The sequence below is a fragment of the Janthinobacterium sp. 61 genome, from assembly GCF_002846335.1.
Classification (GTDB): Bacteria; Pseudomonadota; Gammaproteobacteria; order Burkholderiales; family Burkholderiaceae_D; genus Janthinobacterium.
Map to the genome: position 1 here is coordinate 2,251,862 of NZ_PJMQ01000001.1, position 21,024 is coordinate 2,272,885.

The window sequence follows — 21,024 nt, forward strand, 5'->3', positions numbered from 1 at the left end:
TGGCGCAGCACCTGGCACGCGCCATGTGTGCGCGACGCGGCTCACAACAGGCGCACAACACTGTGCAGTGTCAAATAATGCCATAGGGAAATTGCATTCATATCTAGGGATACAGGGCGAATTAGGCCTCAATTCAAGCGGTCGCCCCCAGTACCGGGCGCAGGCATTTCAGCGCCGTTTTTTTGCAGGCCATCCCGCCAAAACCACGGCTGGTCGCATCCGCATGGCGCATGGGCGCGCGCATGGCTACAGTGCAGACATACCCACCCGCCACCAGAAAGGAACGATCATGAAAGCCTTGAAAAACATGGAAGCCATCTTTACCGTCGCCGTCGCCGTCGCCATCGCCTGCGGCGCCAGCTATGCCAGCTTCGCCCAGCCAACGGCCACGAAAACAGCCGCTGCGACGCAAGCCGGCGCCATCCCCGTGGTGGTGGTCAGCGCCAAGCGCCTGACGGAACAGGAAAAGAAAATCTCGCTGATCGAGGAACGGCAAGCCTTGCTGGGCAACGCCACCGCCAGCACCATGTGAAGCATCCATGCTGACTCCACGCCGCCTGGCGCCCCACGGCTAGCCAACGCGTCAGGCCGCCATTTGTATCTGCCACGGATACACGGACACACATTATTGTGTCAATTGTAATAAGTTGAATCAAAGGCGAAAAACCGCCAGCAAGCGCCTATAGTCCATTTCATGCAATCACCGAAATGGAGAACACCATGAAACCCATCACACTCTACGCAGCAGCCATGCTTGCCATCAGCGCCGCGGCCTTCTTGCCCGTGCAGGCCATGGCACAGAATCAGCTCGGCGTCAGCATTGTCGTCGGCAACGCCCCGCCTCCCCCACGCTTTGAAAGCGCGCCAGCTCCGCGTGCCGGCTATGTCTGGGCACCGGGCTACTGGAACTGGGATGGCCAGCGCCATGTCTGGAACAGCGGCGAATGGCTGCGCGAACGCGGCGGCAACGAGTACCGCCGGGCCGCCTGGATACAAGAAAACAACCGCTGGCGCCTGGACCGTGGCGGCTGGGTCGCCGCGCAAGTGCAGCCCGTGCGCTATGACGAGATCCGCATCGCCCCGCCGCCACCGCGCCGCGAAGCCATCCCGCGCGCGCGCCACGGCTACATCTGGGCGCCCGGCCACTGGGAATGGCGCGGCCAGCGCTACGCCTGGACGCCAGGCGTGTGGATCGCCGAACGCCCCGGCTATGTGTATGCGCCGCCCGCCTGGAACCAGCGCGATGGCCGCTGGCAGATGGAGCAAGGCCGCTGGTCGCCACGCGGGCCGAACGGCGACCGTGACCGCGACGGCATCCCCAACCGCTATGACCGCGACAATGGCAATCGCCACGACCGCGACGGCGATGGGGTACCGAACCGCGACGACCGGCGTCCGAACAACCCGAACCGCAGCTAATACGCGGCAGTAGTTCCCACCAAGGCCACCCATCGCGGTGGCCTTGTCATTTTCCGGACATATCCGTGTATTAAAATCTCGCGACGATCAATCACACTGCACGAGAAAGATTCACGATGGCGATGGAAACTGCCGGTTTCACCTATGGTTCGGACACCTCGGGCCTGGTCTGGGGCTTCCTGTTTGGCCGCGCGGTGCAGCCGCTGGCGCTCGACTCGACGGCCGCGCTGGCCTGGCTGGCCGATGGCGCAGCCAGGCCGGCGCAGGAATTTGTCTGGCTGCATTTCAATTTGTCGCATGCGGCCAGCGAAAAATGGCTGATGACGCATACGCAGCTGGCCGACGAATTCTATGAAACCCTGCACCAGGGTTCCCGCTCCACGCGTATCGAACAGGCGGAAAACACCCTGATCGCCGTGGTCAACGATGTGGTGCACAATTTCTCGTTCGAAGCGTCCGATATTTCCACCATGTGGGCCAGCGTGGCGCAAAACCTCGTCATCACGGCGCGCCGCGCGCCGCTGCAGTCGATCGAGCGCCTGCGCCAGGCCGTCATCAAGAACCACGAGCCGATCCGCTCGTCGGTGGAACTGCTGATCCATCTGCTGCGCGACCAGGCCGACGTGCTGGTCAACATCGTGCGCGATGCCGTGGCACGGGTCGACGATATCGAAGACCATTTGCTGGCGGGTCGCCTGGTGCCCAAGCGCGAAGACCTGGGCGCCATGCGACGCGTGCTGGTGCGGCTGCAGCGCCTGCTGGCGCCGGAACCGGCAGCCCTGTTCCGCCTGCTGCAACGCCCGCCGGCGTGGGTATCGGAGCTGGACAGCCTGGAACTGCGCCAGTCTACGGAAGAATTTTCCGTGGTGCTCAGCGACATGTCGTCCTTGCAGGAACGCATCAAGCTGCTGCAGGAAGAGATTGCCGCCAGGGTCAACGAGGAAAACAGCCGCAGCCTGTTCGTGCTGACCATCGTCACCGTGCTGGCCTTGCCGATCAATATTATCGCCGGCATGCTGGGCATGAATGTGGGGGGGATTCCGCTGGCCCAGCACCCGCAGGGTTTCTGGATCATCGTTGCCATTATCATCACGTTTACCGTCGTGGCGGGATGGCTGGTGGTGCGCGTGCAACGCAATAGCTAATGATTGGAAACACGGCCAGACAGGCGAACGGCAGGCGCCGTCCGCCATCACGATTTAACGGTGGTATTCGCCGGCCCGTTCAGGCTGATAAACGATTTCCTCGATCTTCACCTTCACCACGCCGCCCGGCATGGGCCAGGCGATGCTGTCGCCGATGGATAAGCCCAGCAGTGCGCTGCCGACGGGCGCCAGCACGGAAATGCGATCAGCCTGGCCTTCCACATCCTTCGGATACACGAGCGTCAGGCAGAATTCCTCCTTGTTTTCTACCGTGAAGCGCACGGTGGAATTCATCGTCACGACGGTGGGCGGTATTTCTTGTGGCTCGAGCACCTCGGCACGGCCCAGCTCATCGAGCAAGGCGGCCTTGTCCGGCGACAAGTTATTTCCCAAGGCATACAACAACGCTTCCAGTCGTTCCAGGTCTTGTGACGACAAAATAATTTTTGGTTTTTTTTCCAAGATATCCTCACTATTGATCATTAGGGCGACGTCCGGTTTTGCTGGCGGCAGTTTACTTGGCCGCGGCAGACAAAACAAACAGCATCAGAACGTCCATCATCAGCGGATTATGGACGAACTCGCGGAGCAAGGCCATAGCGTTCTCGCATTCTTCATTAAAATTTATTAAAATCAATGACTTGCAATGCCCGATACAGACAAAAATATTAATCCCTGCTGAGATGACAGGAGGCAATCAAGTTATTCTTCATGACATTTTGTTTACCTGCAGCATGTTTTTAAGAGAAAAAACCCACCAGCAAAAAAAGGATTAAAATTCAGTCTGCATTATTATTAGAAAGACACGCCCCGCATTTTCCGCCTGACTTGTCGCCTTGCATGCGGCCATCGGCCTGCGGCATGGCCACTAAATTGCCGCGCACCCTGTACTTTCACGCTGCGAAATGACAATATATCGGCCTTAACAACACGTTGAGAGTTCCGGCTCACTTCGGTTTTCATCAGACTGGAACGTAAAGTATGGCAGGGCGAGGCGGGATCACACGGGGCGGCGGCAAGCGGGGCCGGCAGGAGAATGCGTCATGATGGCGCCATTGATGCTGCCCTTGGTGCAGTTGCGTGGTGACCGAATAGCCAGGCTGAATCTGCTGGCCGCAGCGGCCATGCTGGCCACGGCCAGCATGCTGCTGATCCTCTTCCAGTTGTTTTCCCTCCAGGCATCTTTCCAGCGCAACCTGCGCATCCACGCCGACATGCTGGCGCCTGCTGCGACACTAGCCATGCGCCGGGATGATCGTCTTGCGGCGCAACAGCTGCTCGCTCCCCTCGCCGCCGTCCCGCATGTCCAGCAAGCGCTGCTCTACAGTCCGTATGGCACGCCATTCGCCCGCTACGCACGCAGCGCCAGCGACGCCGCGCCCACGGCGCCGCGCACCGGCCTGCAGATCGATTACCTGGACGGCAGCGCCGCCCTCCTCAAGACCTTGCCCGGCGGCGGCGCACTGTATCTGCGCGCCAGCCTGGCGCCGCTGTTTGGCAGCCTGGCGCAATTTGCCACCTTCACCCTGCTGGTCTGCCTGTGTGCCTTCGGCCTGACGCTCCTGATGGTGCGGCGCACGCGCACCGCCGCCGAGCAAGCGGAAAGCCATTTGCACTACCTGGCCCACGTCGACCCTGTCACGCAACTGCCGAACCGCCATGAATTCAACGGCGCCCTGGCCTACGCGCTGGCGCGCGCCGACCGCCAGGACAGCAGCGTGGGACTGCTGCTGCTGGACCTCGACAACTTCAAGGTGGTCAACGATACGCTGGGTCACCACTGTGGCGACCAGCTGCTCAAACTCGTCGCCGAACGCCTGGTGGAGATCCTGCGCGGCACCGACATCACCTGCCGCATCGGCGGCGACGAATTCGTCGTCATCGTCGAACCGGCCGACGACGCCTCGGAAATGGCCAGCGTGGCGCGCAAGATCCTCGCTGTGCTGGCCCCGCCGTTCGCACTGGACGGCCACCAGCTGTATGTCAGCGCCAGCATCGGCGTGAGCCTGTATCCGTTTGACGCGCAGGACGTGGCCACCCTGACCCGCAATGCCGACACGGCCATGTACCACGCCAAGCACCAGGGCAAGAACCGCTACGCCGTGTTCAAGGCCGAAATGGAATTGCGCGCCCAGCGCCGCCTGCGCATGGAAGCGAACCTGCGCAAGGCCCTGCAAAACGAAGAACTGTATCTGCACTACCAGCCGCAAATCGACTTGCGCAGCGGGCGCATCGTCGGCGTGGAAGCGCTGATACGCTGGCATTGCCACGAGATGGGGCAGCTCAGCCCCAGCGAATTCATTCCCGTGGCCGAGGAAAGTGGCATCATCGTCGAACTGGGGCACTGGGTGCTGCAAAGCGCCTGCCGCCAGGCGGCCCTCTGGTGCAAGGCCGGCCTGCTTGATTCGCTCGAACACGTGGCCGTCAACCTGTCGGCCTGCCAGGCGCGCGACCCAGGACTGATGGACGGTATCCGCGCCATCCTGCATGAGACGCAACTGCCGCATGGCTTGCTGGAGCTGGAAATCACGGAAGGGGTCTTGATGGACAATATTCACGCCAACGTGGAACTGATGCGCCGCCTGCAGGAAACGGGCATCCACCTGTCGATCGACGATTTCGGCACTGGCTATTCCTCGATGTCGTACCTGAAGCGCCTGCCCATCGATCAATTGAAAATCGACCGCAGCTTCGTGCACGACCTGCCCGGCGAGGGCGAAGCCATCGTCACGGCCATCATCGCCATGGCGCACAGCCTGCATCTGAAAGTGGTGGCCGAAGGCGTGGAAACGGTGCAGCAGGTGGAGTTTTTAAGAAAGGCCGGCTGCGACAACGTGCAGGGCTTTTTCTTTGCGCGCCCCATGACGGCGGCGCAGTTGACGGCATTGCTGCTGGAGCGGCGCGACTGGAGTACGCGCACCGTCATGACGGCATAAAAAAAAGCAGAACCGCTGGTTCTGCCTCTCAAGCTTACTGCAGATGCATCAAGCCAGCTTGGCCGAGTGTTCCCGCGTCGCATGGAACGTCAGCTTCGGCCAGCGCTCTTCCGTCAGGCGCAGGTTGACGCCCGACGTGGCCAGGTAAGCCATGTTGCCGGCCGCATCGTAGGCCACATTGTGGCCCAGTGCGTTCTCGAAGTCCTGCAGGACGCGCTTGTCGTCGCAGCTGACCCAGCGGGCGCTGCTGATGCTGGTGCCCTCGAACACGGCATCGACGCCATACTCGTTGAGCAAACGGCTGGCCACCACTTCGAACTGCAGCACGCCGACGGCGCCCAGTACCAGTTCGCCGCCCTGCACCGGCTTGAAGACCTGTACCGCACCCTCTTCGCCCAGCTGCTGCAAGCCCTTGTGCAACTGCTTGATTTTCAAGGGATTACGGATGCGCACGGAGCGGAAGAAGTCTGGCGCAAAGTACGGAATGCCCGTAAAGGTCAGCATCTCGCCTTCGGAAAAACTGTCGCCGATCTGCATGTTGCCGTGGTTCGGCAAGCCGATGATGTCGCCCGCGTATGCCTCTTCCACCTGTTCGCGCGAGGACGCCATGAAGGTCACCACGTTCGATACCTTGATCTCACGCCCCAGGCGCAAGTGCTTGACCTTCATGCCGCGCTCGAAACGTCCAGAGCACACGCGCAAGAAGGCGATGCGGTCGCGGTGCGCCGGGTCCATATTGGCCTGAATCTTGAAGACGAAACCGGTAAACGGCTGCTCGGACGGCGCCACCGACCGTACGGTCGCGTCGCGCTCGCGCGGTGCGGGCGCCCAGTCGACCAGCGCGGAGAGAATCTCGCGCACGCCGAAGTTGTTGATGGCAGAACCGAAGAACACGGGCGTCTGCACGCCGGAGAGGAATTCCTCCAGGTTAAACGGATTCGACGCGCCGTGCACCAGCTCCACTTCCATGCGCAACTGATCCATCTCCAGCGGGAACATCTCCTGCAGGCGCGGGTTGTCGATGCCCTTGATGATTTCGAAGGCGCCGTCAGCTTTTTCTTCGCCGGCCTTGAACAGCATGATCTCGTCATTCAGCAGGTGATACACGCCGCGGAAGTTCTTGCCCATGCCGATAGGCCAGGTGACGGGCGCGCACTGGATCTTCAGCACCGATTCGAGTTCGTCGAGCAGGTCCAGCGGATCGCGCGTCTCGCGGTCCATCTTGTTCATGAAGGTGACGATGGGCGTATTGCGCATGCGGCAGACAGCCAGCAGCTTGATCGTCTGCGCTTCCACGCCCTTGGCCGCATCGATCACCATCAGCGCCGAGTCAACTGCCGTCAGCACGCGGTAGGTATCTTCCGAGAAGTCCTGGTGGCCCGGGGTGTCGAGAAGGTTGACGACGTGGTCGCGGAATTCGAACTGCATCACCGAGGATGCGACGGAAATGCCGCGCTGCTTCTCGATCTCCATCCAGTCCGATGTCGCGTGGCGACCCGATTTACGGGCCTTGACGGTACCGGCCATCTGAATCGCACCCGAGAACAGCAGCAGTTTTTCCGTCAGGGTGGTCTTGCCCGCATCCGGGTGGGAAATGATGCCGAAGGTGCGGCGGCGTTGTACTTCACGCGCGATCACGGCAGGCGCCTTGCTGCTGACTGACGCTGCGGCGTTGTCCGCATTGTCAGTGGAATCGGGGGTAGTGATGTCGTTCTCGTTGGCCATATTGGTGACCATAATATGGCCCTCGCAAAAAACCCTCGATTTTACAGAAGGATCGCCCTTCCGTGTGAACTGCTTCACTGTGGCGGAAAGCAAAATCGCCCACTTCATCAAGGGGTCACAATCCGCAGGCAACATTGCACTGCAGAAATGTTGTAACCCTACCCTGGAAACCCGATGAAAATCCTCCTCACTCCCGCCATCCGACTCATGCAGCGCTTGCGCCTGCTGCCCAAATTCATGCTTGTCTGCCTGGTCTTCCTGCTGCCGCTGGCGCTGGCGACCACCTTGCTGATCTCGGAGCTGGGCAAGTCGCTGGCCCAGGCGCAGGATGCGCAGCGGGGCGTGACCTATGTGCGCCAGCTGCAGGAAAGCACGCGGCTGCTGCAGCAGCGGCGCGGCCTCGAGCACTTGCGCCTGAACGGCAAGTCGGGCATGGACAACTCGGCCCTGAATGCGCGCATCACGGCCGCGCTGGCCTCCCTGGCGCGCTTGCCCGCAGGTGCTGGCCTGCCCCAGGCGGCCGAGCTGACGAAGCAGTGGCAAGCCCTGCTGGGCCGCCAGGCGGGCCTCGCGGCGCGCGACAGCTACGCGGCGCACACGGCGCTGCTGCGCCAGGCGGCCAAACTGGGCCAGCTGGTAGCCGACCGTTCGCACCTGAGCCTGGACCCGGACGCAGGCGCCAACCACCTGAGCGCCGCCTTCACGGCCACCCTGCCCGACCTGGCCGAGAGCCTGTCCGACATCGCCGGGCGCGGCGCCGCCTACATCGACACGGGCCTGTTCGAAGCGAACGAAGATCAGCTCGTCAACGCCAACGCGCTGATCGCGCGCCACGAACTGGAGCGCCTGCCGGCACGCTTCGACGAAATCCTCGCTGCCAAGCCGGAATTACGCACCAGTCTGCAAGGGGCGCTGAAAGCAGTGCCTGCGGCGCTGGCCTTCCTCGAGCGCACGAAAAATGAAGTGACGAATTCCTACGACCAGACCTCGGGCGCGCAATTCCACGCCGCTGGCATGCAAGCCATCGACGCCTTGCAGGCGCTGTCCGGTGCCTCCGCTAGCGCCCTGGACACCCTCCTGGCGCAGCGCATCGCCCGCGACGAGGCGCGCCGCGGCCTGATCCTGGCGGCCATGCTGCTGGTGCTGCTGGCCGCCGCCTACCTGTGCGCGGGCTTCTACGCCGCCTTCGCGCGCGACGTGACGCAACTGCGCGTGGCCGTCGGCGCGGCGGCGGCGGGCGACCTGTCACAACGCATCACTTCGCAGGCGCACGACGAGATCGGCGACCTGGTGCGCGACTTCGGCGCCATGACGCATGGCCTGGCCACCCTGGTGCAGGAAATCCGCGGCGGCGCGGCCGTCATCGCGGCGGCAGGCGCCGATATCGCTCAGGGCAATGCTGCCCTGTCCGGCCATACGGCCACGCAAGCGGACGCGCTGGGCGCCACCGTGGACTCGATGCGCGAGCTGACGGCCACCGTGGGCCGCAACGAAGCCCATGTAGGACAGGGGCGAACCCTGGTGGCCACGGCGGCCGACGTGGCCCTGCGCGGCGGGCAGAGCGTGGGCGCCGTGGTCGAGACCATGGCCTCGATCAAGGCCAGCTCGCACAAGATCGTTGACATCATCGGCGTCATCAACGGCATCGCCTTCCAGACGAATATCCTGGCCCTGAACGCGGCCGTGGAAGCGGCGCGCGCGGGCGAGCAAGGGCGCGGCTTTGCCGTCGTGGCCTCCGAAGTGCGCAGCCTGGCGCAGCGCTCGAACGAGGCTGCGCTGGAAATCAAGCGCCTGATCGGCGATTCCGTGGCCACCGTGGATGCGGGTGGCGACCTGGTCAATGCCGCCGGCAGCACCATGCGGCAAGTCGTCGATGCGGTGCAGCAAGTAGCCGTGGTGATCGGGCGCATCAGCAGCGCCGGCGCCGAGCAGAATGGCGAGATCGCGCGCATCAACCAGGCGCTGGCACAAATCGACGACATGACGCGCCAGAACGCAGGCCTGGTCGACGAGGCGCGCGCCGGTTCGCAGCGCCTGCACCAGGAAGGCGAGGCCCTGACGCAGGCGGTCAGCCGCTTCCGTCTGGGTGAACACGAGGTGCCTGGCGCGCGCCAGGCGAGCGCCGCGACCATGCGCGACGGCTTGCCCAGCGTGCGTCCGGCCGGCCTGCGGAGCGCCAATAAACCACGCGTCATATCACAAAATCGCGCAGAACGGCGCAAGGCTAGCTAGTCAAAAGTGTGCGCGTAGGACAAGGACTACAAATCCGCCTCAAAAGAGACTACAAAGTGGCGACTGCTAATCTTATGTTCGCCACTTACATAAGCTTTTAAAGTAGCTACATCGCGATCTGCAGCGCGCGGTCGAAAAAAACGTCGTTACCACTTTGAGTCGGCGGCTTTTTTGACCAGCAACGCGGCAGTCGCACTCCGATGTAAAAAGCCTGTGAGGAATACTATGAGCCATACTCAACTTATCGCCCCGGTCCAGAAGAACCAGTTGCTGCCGCGCGCCATGCCGGCGGCAGGACGGGAAATCAAGCTTGCGTCGCGGGTTAGCCTCAGCAGTGCACAACAAAATGAATTGCTGGCCGCCCTGCCGCGCGCCGCGCTCGAATCGCTGTTCGAAGACCTGGAACTGGTGGAACTGCCTTTCGGCAAAGAACTGTATGCCTACGGTAACAACCTGGAATACAGCTATTTCCCCACTACAGCCATCATTTCGCTGCTGTATGTCATGGAAGATGGCGCCACCACGGAAATCGCCGTCGTCGGCCATGAAGGTGTGGCTGGCGCCTCGCTGCTGGCAGGCGAGCGCGCCATGTGCACGGCTGTCGTGCAAAGCGCCGGCTACGGCTACCGCCTCAAAACGCAAAGCTTGCGCGATGCCTTCAATCAAGGTGGCGCCCTGCCCCAGTTGCTGATGCGCTATACCAACGCCTTGTTTGCGCAAATGGCGCAGAACGCCGTTGGCGGCCGCCACAGCTCGATCGAGCAAAAACTGTGCCGCTGGCTGCTGGACCGCCTGGACCGTTCACCATCAAACGAATTGAAAGTGACGCAAGAGCTCATTTCCATCATGCTGGGCGTGCGCCGCGAAAGCATCACGGCCGCCGCCGGCAAGCTGCAGGAAGAAGGCTTGATCCATTATCGCCGTGGCAATATCACCGTGCTGGACCGCGCCGGACTGGAATGCTATGCGGGCGAATGCTACAAGGTCGCCAAGACGGAATATGACCGCTTGCTGCGCGACGTGTCACGCTGCTGATGCGAAACGGCCGCTGACACGGCAGCATGAACAAAAAAATGGCCGGGCTACATGCCCGGCCATTTTCTTGCATCCAGAAACACTCAAACGCTGGCGTCTTCGTCGATCTCTTCCGGTTCCGGCGTCAGCGGCAAGGGAATCACGGCTTCCACACAAGTCCCCTTGCCTTCCGGCCCCTGGCGCACAGTCAGGGTGCCGCCCAGCAGCAAGGCCCGTTCGCGCATGCCCAGCAAGCCGTGCGACATGGGTTTTTGCAGGGCATCTTCGGTGATGCCGATGCCGTCATCGGTCACGCGCAGCACCAGGCCATGTTCATTGCGTTTCAAGGTCACGCTGACCATGCCGGCGCGCGCATACTTGAGGATATTCGTCAGCGATTCCTGCACGATGCGGAACAGGGCGATCGTCAGGGTCGCTTCGCGGTTGTCGATATTGATGGCCACGTCCGTTTCGCAGCGCACAGAGCTCATGCGGGCAAAATCCTCGCAATAGCTTTCAATGGCGGCACACAGGCCCAAGTTATCCAGCAGGCTGGGGCGCAAATCCTCGACGATGCGGCGCTTCAGTTCCACCGTTTCCAGCAGGGTGGCCTTGGCGCGGCGCAATTGCGCGGCCAGTTCCGGCCGCGTGTGGGCCAGTTGCTGCGTGACGGCGCCCAGGTCCATGCTGATCGAGGTCAAATTGGCGCCCAGTTCATCGTGCAGCTCACGCGCCAGGCGCGCCTTCTCCACTTCATTGACGCTGATCAAATGGCGCGACAGCACGGATAGCTGCTCCGTGCGCTTGCTGACTGTCGATTCCAGGTTGTCGTTGGCATTTTGCAGCGCATACTCGACGGCCGCGCGGTTCTGGAAGCTGCGCCGCACCAGCTGGTAAAACATGATCAGCACGAGAATGGCCAGGGCATTGATACCGATGCCAAGCAGCACGGCTTTCTGGTACTCATGATAAAAAGCCGCACTGCCGGACGACAGTGCCTCATTCTGCTCGCGCGTCATGATCACCACCTGCAGTCGGATTTCGTCCATGGTGGCGCGATCATCGGTCACGCGCGAGATATTGACGATTTCGGCCAGCCCGCCCTGCTTGTAGACCTCGATCGACTCTTGCAGCATCGACATCTTGCGACGGATCAAGCTTTTCAGCTGGCCCAGGTTTTTCAGCTGCGTGGGACTGCCTGCGAGCAAGGTTTGCAACTCCTTGAATTCGTTTTCGATTTCGGTGTTAGCCGTCTTCGACGGCCCCAGATATGTTTCGGAGCCGGAAATGAAATAGCCGCGCAAGCTGCTTTCCGCGTCCAGCACGAGCACGTTCAAATACTGCAGGCGGTCCGCCACACGGGCGCTTTGGCTGAGCAAGGCGTTCGTGCCCTTCAGCGATTGCAGATTATGGAAGAGACTGAAACCATTGAGTACAAGCAACAAGGCGCAAGCCACGCACAGTATCGTCTTGTAGAGGGGCAGGCGGTGATTCGGGGCCGGTTCAACGGTGAAATACATCCTGATGTGCATCCTTAGCAAGGTTCGGCGCGGGAGAAAGCGCCGGCGCCGGCCAATTATAGTCCTCGCCACAGACTGCTGCACCGCACAAATCGTGCTAGCTAGCTGGCTGAGCGATCATGTTTCCATGATCGCACTGCAGCGCTAGTCAAGCAAATTGTTTTTCATTGCGTAATAGGTCAAGTCGCTGTTCGATTGCAAGCCCATTTTTTCCATGATGCGCGTACGGTAAGTACTCACCGTCTTGATGCTCAGCGACAAGGCCACACCGATATCGGACACGGTGGCGCCACGCGCCAGGCGCAGGAAGACCTGGAATTCGCGGTCCGACAATTCTGTATGCAGTGCGGCATTCGTGTCGCGGTCGAACGACTGCGCCAGCAACTCGCCCACGGTGGAACTGACGTAGCGGCGCCCCTGGAACACGGTGCGCACGGCCGTCATCAGCTCATCGGCTTCGCATTCCTTGTTCAAATAGCCATTCGCGCCCATCTTGAACAGGTTCAGCGCGTATTGTTGCGCGGGATAGCCGCTGAGTATCAGCACGGGCAATTCCGGCTGGCCCTGGCGGATCGTGCGCAAGGTATCGATGCCGCTCTGATCGGGCATGGCGATATCGAGCAGCAATACATCGCATATTTCGCGGCGGGCGATATCGAGCGCTTCACGCCCCGTACCGGCTTCCGCCACCACACTGAAATCGCTTGACGACGAAAAAATTTGCTTGAATCCAGCTCGTACTATTTGGTGATCATCACAAATGGCAACGCGTATCATTGTTTCCCCTTAAATTTTCCTGGCTTGGGAAAGACTACCGGAACCTGAACGCTGCTCCGGCTTAGCGTCACTAACAAAAACGCAACATTAACATTATATTCAAAATAGGGCGCGCCGCAGGCTACCGGCAGCGCCCGGGCAGCCAGCCCATGCAATATAGTCAGCCCGTATTGGACAACCTCACCTATATTGGTACAAATCTTATTTTAGCAAGTTTAAAATCGCAATTAATTCATTGCGTATCCACGCGCGGTCCAGCGGCTCTTCCTGCGGCACGACGGGCATGGCCGGCAGCACAGGCAACTCATCAAGGATGGCATGCGATGCACCACGGCTATCGAGCTTGTTGCGCGCACCACTGATGGTAAAGCCTTGCTCATACAGCAATTCGCGGATACGACGTATCAGCAGCACCTCGTGGTGCTGATAATAACGGCGATTGCCACGTCGTTTGACCGGCTTGAGCTGGGAAAACTCCTGCTCCCAATAGCGCAGTACGTGCGGTTTGACCCCGCACAACTCGCTCACCTCGCCGATCGTGAAATAGCGTTTCGCCGGAATGGGCGGCAAGGCGATCAACTCGGTTTTACTGATGCGCTCGTTCATCGCCACTCACTCAGGCAGCACGTGCCAGCGGACTAGTCTCTTCGACCATGCTCTTCAGCTTCTGGCTCGCATGAAAGGTCACGACACGGCGTGCGGTAATGGGAATCTCTTCGCCCGTCTTCGGATTGCGGCCCGGCCGCTGCGGCTTGTCGCGCAGTTGGAAATTGCCGAAACCGGACAGCTTGACGGCCTCGCCACGCTCGAGCGCATTGCGGATCTCATCGAAAAAGGTCTCGACCATATCCTTCGCTTCGCGCTTGTTCAGACCCACTTGCTCGAACAACAGTTCGGCAAGTTCCGCCTTGGTCAAGGTGGGTAAATCTTTTTCCGCTTCCTGGCGCACTTTGGCAACCAGCATGGCCCGATGCAGATCGGCGGCCAGTGCTGATTGCAGTACGGCGGAATCAACGTCGCTGTTATTAATTTTCCTGCCCTGCCTTTTCTGTGCGCCCGAGCCCGCCACATGGCAGGCTCGTCTACTGTTGACGACGGAAAGGCCGTCACGCTAGGCGACGGCCAGTCCGCAAATTACGAACGCAGTTTAGCGTCGTGGCCCTGCTTGGCGGCATCGATCAGAACAGCCATCAAGCCATCGACGACATCGTCCTGCAGGGTGTTTTGAGTATCTTGCAAGCTAATCCGGAAAGCAAGGCTTTTTTCATCCGCTTCCAGCCCTTTTCCACGATATTCATCAAATAAAACAATGGCTTGCACGATACGCGCTGCAGGGCTTGCCTTGACGGCAACGTGGAAGCTGTCGAGCAGATCCTGCACCGCCACCGATTGCTTGACGACCACGGCCAAGTCGCGGCTGGCGCCAGGGAATTTGGAGATTTCCTGGTACACGGGCACGACTCTTTGCGTCAAGGCAGCGGCGTCGACTTCGAACAGCACGGGCGCCAGCGGCAAGTCGTACTTTTGCATCCAGCGCGGGTGTAATTCGCCGATGAAACCGATGACTTTGCCATCGAGTTCCACGTTGGCCGAACGGCCCGGATGCAGGGCCGGGTGCTCCGCCTTGGTGAAACGCAAGACCAGCGGCGCGAACAGCGCTTCCAGGTCTGCCTTCACGTCAAAGAAATCGACCGTGCGTGTAGCCTGGCCCCACTGCTCGTCGGCCACCGGGCCATACGCCATGGCTGCCACACGCTTCGGCTGGGCGTAGCCAGCCACCGACAAGGGGCCGTTTTCCACGCTGTCATCGCGCTGGTAGATGGCGCCCACTTCGAAGATGCGCACGCGGTTCGTCTTGCGGTTCAAGTTGTAGCGCACATTGGCGATCAGGCTGCCGATCAGCGAGGAACGCATCACGCTCATCTGACTGGCGATCGGATTCTGCAATTTGATAGGATTCGTGTTGCCCGAGAAATCGCGCTCCCATGCCGTATCGACAAAGCTCATATTAACCACTTCCTGGAAGCCCAGGTCGGCCAATTCATGACGTACCGCAAACAGGGAGCGAGTATTTTCTGGTGCAATCTGCATCACGTTCGCTGCCACGGGCGGCAGGGTCGGGATGTTTTCAAAGCCGTACACGCGCGCCACTTCCTCGATCAGGTCTTCCTCGATCTCGATGTCGAAACGGTAGCTGGGCGACGTCACGGAAAAAACGCCGTCCGCCAGGGTGAATGGCAGGGCCAAACGCGTGAAGATATCGGCGATCAACTCATCGTTGAGCGGCACGCCGATGACCTTTTGCGCGCGCGCCGTGCGCATGGACACTGGCTGGCGTTGCGGCAAGTTCACAACATGGTCGTCCACGGGGCCGACGGTCGTTGCCGGCGTACCGCAAATTTCCACGATCAGGGCCGTGATGCGCTCGATGTGCTCGACGTTGGTGGCGAAATCGACGCCGCGCTCGAAGCGGTGCGCCGCATCGGTGGAGAAATTCAAACGGCGGGCGCGGCCTTGAATCGCGTTAGGCCACCAGAATGCCGCTTCCAGGTAGATGCTGTCCGTATCGTCCGATACCGAACTGGCGTCGCCGCCCATGATGCCTGCCAGCGATTCGATTTCCTGGTCATCGGCAATGACGCCGATCCACTCGTCGACGGCGACGGTGTTGCCATTCAACAGTTTGACCGATTCGCCCGCCTTGCCCCAACGCACGTCGAGGCCGCCGTGGATCTTCGCCAGGTCGAACACGTGGCTGGGACGGCCCAGTTCCAGCATCACATAGTTGGAAATATCGACCAGGGCCGACAAAGGACGCTGGCCGCTGCGCTCGAGACGCTGCTTCATCCAGTCAGGCGTGACGGAACGGGCGTTCAAGCCGCGGATGACACGGCCCGTGAAACGGCCGCACAGGTCCGGCGCGCTGACTTTTACGGGCAAGACTTCGTCGCTGGACACCGGCACGGTGCGGAACTGCGGCACATTCAGCGCCACGCCCGTGAGAGCCGACACTTCACGCGCCACGCCCAGCACGGACAGGCAGTCCGCTTTGTTCGGCGTCAACTTGATGGTGAATTTCAAGTCGTTCAAAGCAAAGTAATCACGGAAATTCTGGCCAATCGGCGCGTCATCCGGCAATTCCATCAAGCCGGCGTTTTCTTCCGACAATTTCAATTCGCGCGCGGAGCACAGCATGCCTTGCGACTCGACGCCGCGCAGCTGGCCAACCTTGATTTCAAACGGCTTGCCATCGGCGCCAGGGGGCAGCACGGCGCCCGCCATCGCGCAAACGACTTTCAAGCCCGGGCGCACGTTCGGCGCGCCGCAGACGATGTTGAGCATGGTGCCCGTGCCGACATCGACCTGGCACACATTCAGGCGGTCCGCATTCGGATGTTTTTCCATCTCCAGGACCAGGCCTACCACCACGTTCGAGAACGGTGGGGCGACGGGATCGACGTCCTCGACTTCAAGACCGGACATGGTCAGCAGATGGGCCAGTTCGTCCGAAGTCATCTTCGGATCGACCATGGTACGGAGCCAGTTTTCGGAAAATTGCATAATCAAGCCTTCAAAGGGTCAAAGCTCACAGCGCGAGCGCACAGGCGCTCAAGCGCCATGAATCAAACGGAACAACGCTTTAGTTGAATTGCTTCAAGAAACGCAAGTCGCCTTCATAGAACAGACGCAGGTCGTTGATGCCATAGCGCAGCATCGTCAAGCGTTCCAGGCCGGAGCCGAAAGCAAAACCGATGAATTTCTCAGGGTCGAGGCCGAAGTTCTTCACCACGGTCGGATGGACCTGGCCGGCGCCTGACACTTCCAGCCAGCGGCCCTTCAATGGACCCGAGCCAAAGGCGATGTCGATCTCGGCCGACGGTTCCGTGAACGGGAAGTACGACGGACGGAAGCGCACTTGCAAGTCGTCCGTTTCAAAGAAGGCCTTGACGAAATTCAGGTACACGCCCTTCAGGTCGGCAAAGCTGATGTCTTCGGCGATCCACAGGCCTTCGACCTGGTGGAACATCGGCGAATGGGTAGCATCGCTGTCGACGCGGTAGGTGCGGCCCGGCGCGATAACCTTGATCGGCGGCGTATGCGTGCGTGCATAGCGCACTTGCATCGGGCTGGTATGCGTACGCAGCAGCAAAGGCTTGCCATCCGTGTCGTTACCGTCGATATAGAAGGTGTCCTGCATGGAACGGGCTGGATGGTTTTCCGGGCTGTTGAGCGCCGTGAAATTGGTCCAGTCGTTTTCGATTTCAGGGCCGTCGGCCACGTCAAAGCCGATCGAGCGGAAGATTTCCTCGACCCGCTCCCACGTACGCATCACGGGATGGATGCCGCCGGGCATGCGGCCACGGCCTGGCAGGGTCACGTCGATCGCTTCGGCGTTCAGACGGCCTTGCATCTGGGCATCGGCGAGTGCATCACGGCGCGCCGTCAGCGCATCCTCGATCTGCACTTTGACGGCATTGATCAGGGCGCCCTGCGCCTTGCGCGCGTCCGGGTCCAGTTTGCCCAGGCCCTTCATCATTTCGGTAATCTGGCCAGTCTTGCCCAGGTAGCGGGCTTTGGCGTTTTCAAGTGCGGCAGCGTCTGCGGCGGCGATAAAGTCAGCCTGAGCCGAGACGACGAGTTCTTCTAGGGAGTTCATGCGGCATTTCCTGTTTTGGACATCAATTCTGGACTCGGTTATCAAAAGTCCAACAATCAAAAACGGAAACGGGGCATAAGGTTCACACCCCTGCCCCGCTCTTTATGACGTCACCCTACGGATGACGTTGTGCAATCACCGATGCTTACGCAGCGATTTTTGCTTTAACTGCGTTGACAATCGCAGCGAATGCTGGCTTGTCCATCACAGCCATATCGGCCAGGACTTTACGGTCCAGTTCGATATTTGCTTTTTTCAAGCCGTTCATGAATACGCTGTACGTTACGCCATGCTCACGGGAAGCGGCGTTGATACGGGCGATCCACAGGCGGCGGAAAACGCGCTTCTTGTTGCGGCGATCGCGGTAAGCGTATTGGCCAGCGCGCATAACTGCTTGCTTGGCAACACGGTATACACGGCTGCGGCGACCACGGTAGCCTTTAGCTTGAACAAGAATCTTTTTATGACGGGCACGAGCTGTAACCCCACGTTTTACTCTAGGCATAGTAACTCCTTAAATTGAGTGTGAGATTAAGCAGTCGGCATCATGCGGTAGACGGATTTCACGTCAGACGCAGCGACATTGGTGGTACCGCGCAGAGCGCGTTTCAGCTTGGTGGTTTTCTTGGTCAAGATGTGGCGTTTGAACGCATGACCACATTTAACAGTTCCACCCGGACGCACGCGAAAACGTTTTTTCGCAGAGCTTTTGGTCTTCATTTTAGGCATAGCAATCTGTCCTCTTACGGACAGCTCCATTTATAACAGGATTGCAGGTGGCAACACGACGCTGCGCTTAGATGCCTGCTTTCACATGTTGTGCAGCGGATGCGAGTCCGCTACAGTTTGCGCGGCCCGCACATTGCTGAGCGGGCCGCGCAAATTCTGCCTGGAATCTGGTGTCGCACCAATGCTGGCACAAACCACGTCGATCCACAGTAAAACGCTATTGTAGCTTACTTCTTCTTCTTAGGCGAAAGAACCATGATCATTTGGCGCCCTTCCATCTTCGGGAACTGCTCGACCTGGCCGTACGGCTCCAGATCGGCTTTCAGACGTTCCAGCATGCGGAAGCCAATATCCTGATGCGCCATCTCACGACCGCGGAAACGCAGCGTGATTTTGGTTTTATCGCCATCCTCAAGGAACTTGATGAGATTACGCAACTTGATATTGTAGTCACCATCATCAGTCCCCGGACGGAATTTGACTTCCTTCACGAGGATGATCTTTTGCTTCAATTTGGCTTCGTGAGCTTTCTTTTGCTCCGAATACTTAAATTTGCCGTAGTCCATCAAACGGCACACCGGTGGCTGCGCGGTAGGCGCAATTTCCACCAGGTCGACGTTTGCCTCTTCCGCCAGGCGGAAGGCTTCAGCCAAACTTACGATACCGAGTGGCTCGTTATCGACCCCGCTTAAACGCATTTCAGGGGCAGTGATTTCGCCATTGATGCGATGTGACTTGTCAGTAGCTATTGTAATTTCCTTTAAAAATCTTGTAAGACGGTCGTGCAGCGAGTTTCCTCGTCAGGCCTTGGTGTCGACTTCATGTTTGAGTCGCTCAATCAGGGCATCGACGGACATGACGCCCAGATCGACATTGCCCCGCGCCCGCACGGCCACTGTATTTGCATCCCGCTCTTTGTCGCCAATTACTAAGATGTAAGGCAATTTTTGTACGGAATGTTCACGTATTTTATAGGTAATCTTCTCGTTACGCAAATCAGCCTGTACGCGCAGCCCCGCTTTGCGCAGTTTTGTTGTAACTTCCTGTACATAGTCAGCTTGAGCGTCGGAAATATTCAACACCGACACTTGCACCGGCGACAACCACAACGGCATGGCACCCGCATAGTGCTCGATCAGGATGCCGATGAAACGCTCCAGCGAACCCACGATCGCGCGGTGCAGCATGATCGGCACCTGGCGCGTGTTGTCCACGGCCACGTATTCGGCGCCCAGACGGCCTGGCATCGACGGATCGATCTGCACGGTACCCACTTGCCATGCGCGACCCAGACTATCTTTCAGGTGATATTCGATCTTCGGACCGTAGAACGCGCCCTCGCCCGGCAATTCCGTCCATTCCACGCCGCAGGCGCGCAGGGCCGAACGCAAGGACTCCTCGGCGAAATCCCAGGACTCTTCCGTGCCGATGCGATTATCGGGGCGCAAGGCCAGTTTCACGTCGATATTCGTAAAGCCGAAAGCCGTGTACACATCCATGGCCTGCTGGTGGAAAGCCGTCACTTCGCCGGCGATCTGTTCTTCCAGGCAGAAAATGTGACCATCATCCTGCGTAAAGCCGCGCACGCGCATCATGCCGTGCAAGGCGCCCGATGGCTCGTTGCGATGGCATTGACCGAATTCGCCGTAGCGCAATGGCAGGTCGCGGTAGCTGCGCATGCCATTGTTGAAAATCTGGATATGGCCAGGGCAATTCATCGGCTTCAGCGCATACGCGCGGTTTTCCGATTCCGTGATGAACATGTTTTCACGGTAATTGTCCCAGTGACCCGTTTTTTCCCACAGGCCGCGGTCGAGGATTTGCGGCGCCTTGACTTCCTGGTAACCATTGACCTGGTACACATTGCGCATGTATTGCTCGACCTGCTGCCAGATCGACCAGCCCTTCGGGTGCCAGAAGATCAGGCCTGGCGCTTCTTCCTGGAAATGGAAGAAATCGAGCTGCTTGCCCAACTTGCGGTGATCGCGCTTTTCCGCCTCTTCCAGGTTGTGCAGGTACAGTTCCTGGTCTTCCTTCTTGGCCCAGGCCGTGCCATAGATACGCTGCAACATCTCGTTTTTCGAGTCGCCGCGCCAGTAGGCGCCAGCCAGCTTCATCAGCTTGAAGACTTTCAGCTTGCCCGTCGATGGCACGTGGGGGCCGCGGCACAAGTCCGTAAACTTGCCTTCGGAATACAGCGACACTTCCTGGTCGGCCGGAATCGAACCGATCAGCTCAGCCTTGTAGGCTTCGCCGATACCCTTGAAGTATTCGATGGCTTCATCGCGGGCAACAACCTTGCGCGTGACTTGCTCGTCCTTCTTGGCCAGTTCGGTCATTTTCTTTTCGATCGCCGTCAAATCTTCCGGCGTGAACGGGCGTTTGTAGGCGAAATCGTAGTAAAAGCCGTTGTCGATCACGGGACCGATGGTCACTTGCGCTTCCGGGAACAATTCCTTGACGGCATACGCCAGCAAGTGAGCCGTCGAGTGGCGGATCACTTCCAGGCCATCGGCGTCCTTGTCCGTGACAATCGCCAGTTCCGCGTCTTGCTCGATCAAATAGGAGGTATCGACCAGCTTGCCATCGACCTTGCCGGCCAGTGCAGCCTTGGCCAGGCCAGTACCAATATTGGCCGCAACCTGGGCCACGGTGACCGGCCCGTCAAATTGACGGACGGAACCATCGGGAAGTCGGATTGTAAGCATATTGATCTCCATATCGGCGCTGACGCCAGGTAAAACTGCGATGTGATGGGTGAAATAACTGAAAGGAAAACGCAGACGCAAAAAAACGCGGACTAGCCGCGTTTTTCACTTTCTTGAGACAAAGGAAACCCGTTCGACTAGCGTCACTCCCAAAGCTTGGTA

Annotated in this window: 18 protein-coding genes; 6 read left to right on the top strand and 12 right to left on the bottom strand. The window is 59.6% G+C overall.

What is annotated here, in order from left to right; translation table 11 throughout:
- Positions 1-289: 289 nt before the first annotated feature.
- The 3 genes from CLU92_RS10240 to CLU92_RS10250 all read left to right on the top strand — a co-directional run bounded on the left by CLU92_RS10240 (position 290) and on the right by CLU92_RS10250 (position 2,564).
- Complete coding sequence (locus tag CLU92_RS10240; protein ID WP_101481814.1) at positions 290-532, top strand: hypothetical protein; 243 nt, start codon at positions 290-292, stop codon at positions 530-532.
- A 188-nt stretch (positions 533-720) separates the two neighbouring features.
- Positions 721-1,419: a YXWGXW repeat-containing protein gene (locus CLU92_RS28250; RefSeq protein ID WP_243858018.1), complete on the top strand. Its 699-nt coding sequence runs from the start codon at positions 721-723 to the stop codon at positions 1,417-1,419.
- A 116-nt stretch (positions 1,420-1,535) separates the two neighbouring features.
- Positions 1,536-2,564 (top strand): transporter, encoded by a 1,029-nt coding sequence (locus tag CLU92_RS10250; RefSeq protein ID WP_180338485.1) that lies wholly within the window; start codon positions 1,536-1,538, stop codon positions 2,562-2,564.
- A gap of 54 nt (positions 2,565-2,618) precedes the next feature.
- On the opposite strand, the gene rnk is transcribed toward CLU92_RS10250, so the two are convergent.
- The gene (rnk, locus tag CLU92_RS10255; protein ID WP_166674740.1) at positions 2,619-3,026 is read right to left on the bottom strand and encodes a nucleoside diphosphate kinase regulator; all 408 of its coding nucleotides are present in this window, start codon (positions 3,024-3,026) and stop codon (positions 2,619-2,621) included.
- A gap of 581 nt (positions 3,027-3,607) precedes the next feature.
- Between rnk and CLU92_RS10260 the strand changes: the two genes are divergently transcribed.
- Positions 3,608-5,500 (top strand): bifunctional diguanylate cyclase/phosphodiesterase, encoded by a 1,893-nt coding sequence (locus tag CLU92_RS10260; protein WP_101481815.1) that lies wholly within the window; start codon positions 3,608-3,610, stop codon positions 5,498-5,500.
- A gap of 48 nt (positions 5,501-5,548) precedes the next feature.
- Here the strand turns inward: CLU92_RS10260 and CLU92_RS10265 are convergent, their stop codons facing one another.
- Complete coding sequence (locus CLU92_RS10265) at positions 5,549-7,225, bottom strand: peptide chain release factor 3 (RefSeq protein ID WP_101484606.1); 1,677 nt, start codon at positions 7,223-7,225, stop codon at positions 5,549-5,551.
- A 174-nt stretch (positions 7,226-7,399) separates the two neighbouring features.
- On the opposite strand from CLU92_RS10265, the gene CLU92_RS10270 reads away from it, so the two are divergent.
- Together CLU92_RS10270 and CLU92_RS10275 are read left to right on the top strand one after the other, a co-directional pair.
- Positions 7,400-9,457 (top strand): methyl-accepting chemotaxis protein, encoded by a 2,058-nt coding sequence (locus CLU92_RS10270; protein WP_101481816.1) that lies wholly within the window; start codon positions 7,400-7,402, stop codon positions 9,455-9,457.
- A gap of 225 nt (positions 9,458-9,682) precedes the next feature.
- Positions 9,683-10,492 carry a Crp/Fnr family transcriptional regulator gene (locus CLU92_RS10275; protein ID WP_034783188.1) on the top strand — a complete coding sequence of 270 codons (810 nt, stop codon included), beginning with the start codon at positions 9,683-9,685 and terminating at the stop codon, positions 10,490-10,492.
- 83 nt (positions 10,493-10,575) lie between these two features.
- Here CLU92_RS10275 and CLU92_RS10280 read toward each other — a convergent pair whose 3' ends face one another.
- From CLU92_RS10280 to thrS, 10 genes are all read right to left on the bottom strand, one after another.
- A complete protein-coding gene (locus CLU92_RS10280; protein ID WP_101481817.1) occupies positions 10,576-11,991 on the bottom strand; it encodes a CHASE3 domain-containing protein in 1,416 nt (471 codons plus the stop codon).
- A gap of 144 nt (positions 11,992-12,135) precedes the next feature.
- Positions 12,136-12,768 carry a response regulator transcription factor gene (locus CLU92_RS10285; protein ID WP_034783185.1) on the bottom strand — a complete coding sequence of 211 codons (633 nt, stop codon included), beginning with the start codon at positions 12,766-12,768 and terminating at the stop codon, positions 12,136-12,138.
- Between the two features lie 201 nt (positions 12,769-12,969).
- On the bottom strand, positions 12,970-13,374 hold the full coding sequence (locus CLU92_RS10290; RefSeq protein ID WP_101481818.1) for a MerR family transcriptional regulator: 405 nt from the start codon (positions 13,372-13,374) through the stop codon (positions 12,970-12,972).
- A 10-nt stretch (positions 13,375-13,384) separates the two neighbouring features.
- Positions 13,385-13,732, bottom strand: a complete 348-nt coding sequence (locus tag CLU92_RS10295) for an integration host factor subunit alpha (protein WP_010399205.1) — start codon at positions 13,730-13,732, stop codon at positions 13,385-13,387.
- A gap of 170 nt (positions 13,733-13,902) precedes the next feature.
- Positions 13,903-16,329, bottom strand: a complete 2,427-nt coding sequence (pheT, locus tag CLU92_RS10300; RefSeq protein WP_101481819.1) for a phenylalanine--tRNA ligase subunit beta — start codon at positions 16,327-16,329, stop codon at positions 13,903-13,905.
- A 79-nt stretch (positions 16,330-16,408) separates the two neighbouring features.
- Entirely contained in the window at positions 16,409-17,425 is a 1,017-nt protein-coding gene (gene pheS, locus CLU92_RS10305; protein WP_034751917.1) for a phenylalanine--tRNA ligase subunit alpha, read from the bottom strand.
- A gap of 145 nt (positions 17,426-17,570) precedes the next feature.
- Positions 17,571-17,930: a 50S ribosomal protein L20 gene (rplT, locus tag CLU92_RS10310; RefSeq protein ID WP_010399214.1), complete on the bottom strand. Its 360-nt coding sequence runs from the start codon at positions 17,928-17,930 to the stop codon at positions 17,571-17,573.
- 26 nt (positions 17,931-17,956) lie between these two features.
- Positions 17,957-18,154 carry a 50S ribosomal protein L35 gene (rpmI, locus tag CLU92_RS10315; RefSeq protein ID WP_010399216.1) on the bottom strand — a complete coding sequence of 66 codons (198 nt, stop codon included), beginning with the start codon at positions 18,152-18,154 and terminating at the stop codon, positions 17,957-17,959.
- A gap of 227 nt (positions 18,155-18,381) precedes the next feature.
- A complete protein-coding gene (gene infC / locus CLU92_RS10320) occupies positions 18,382-18,942 on the bottom strand; it encodes a translation initiation factor IF-3 (protein WP_205711303.1) in 561 nt (186 codons plus the stop codon).
- Between the two features lie 12 nt (positions 18,943-18,954).
- A complete protein-coding gene (thrS, locus tag CLU92_RS10325) occupies positions 18,955-20,862 on the bottom strand; it encodes a threonine--tRNA ligase (protein WP_101484607.1) in 1,908 nt (635 codons plus the stop codon).
- Between the last annotated feature and the right edge of the window lie 162 nt (positions 20,863-21,024).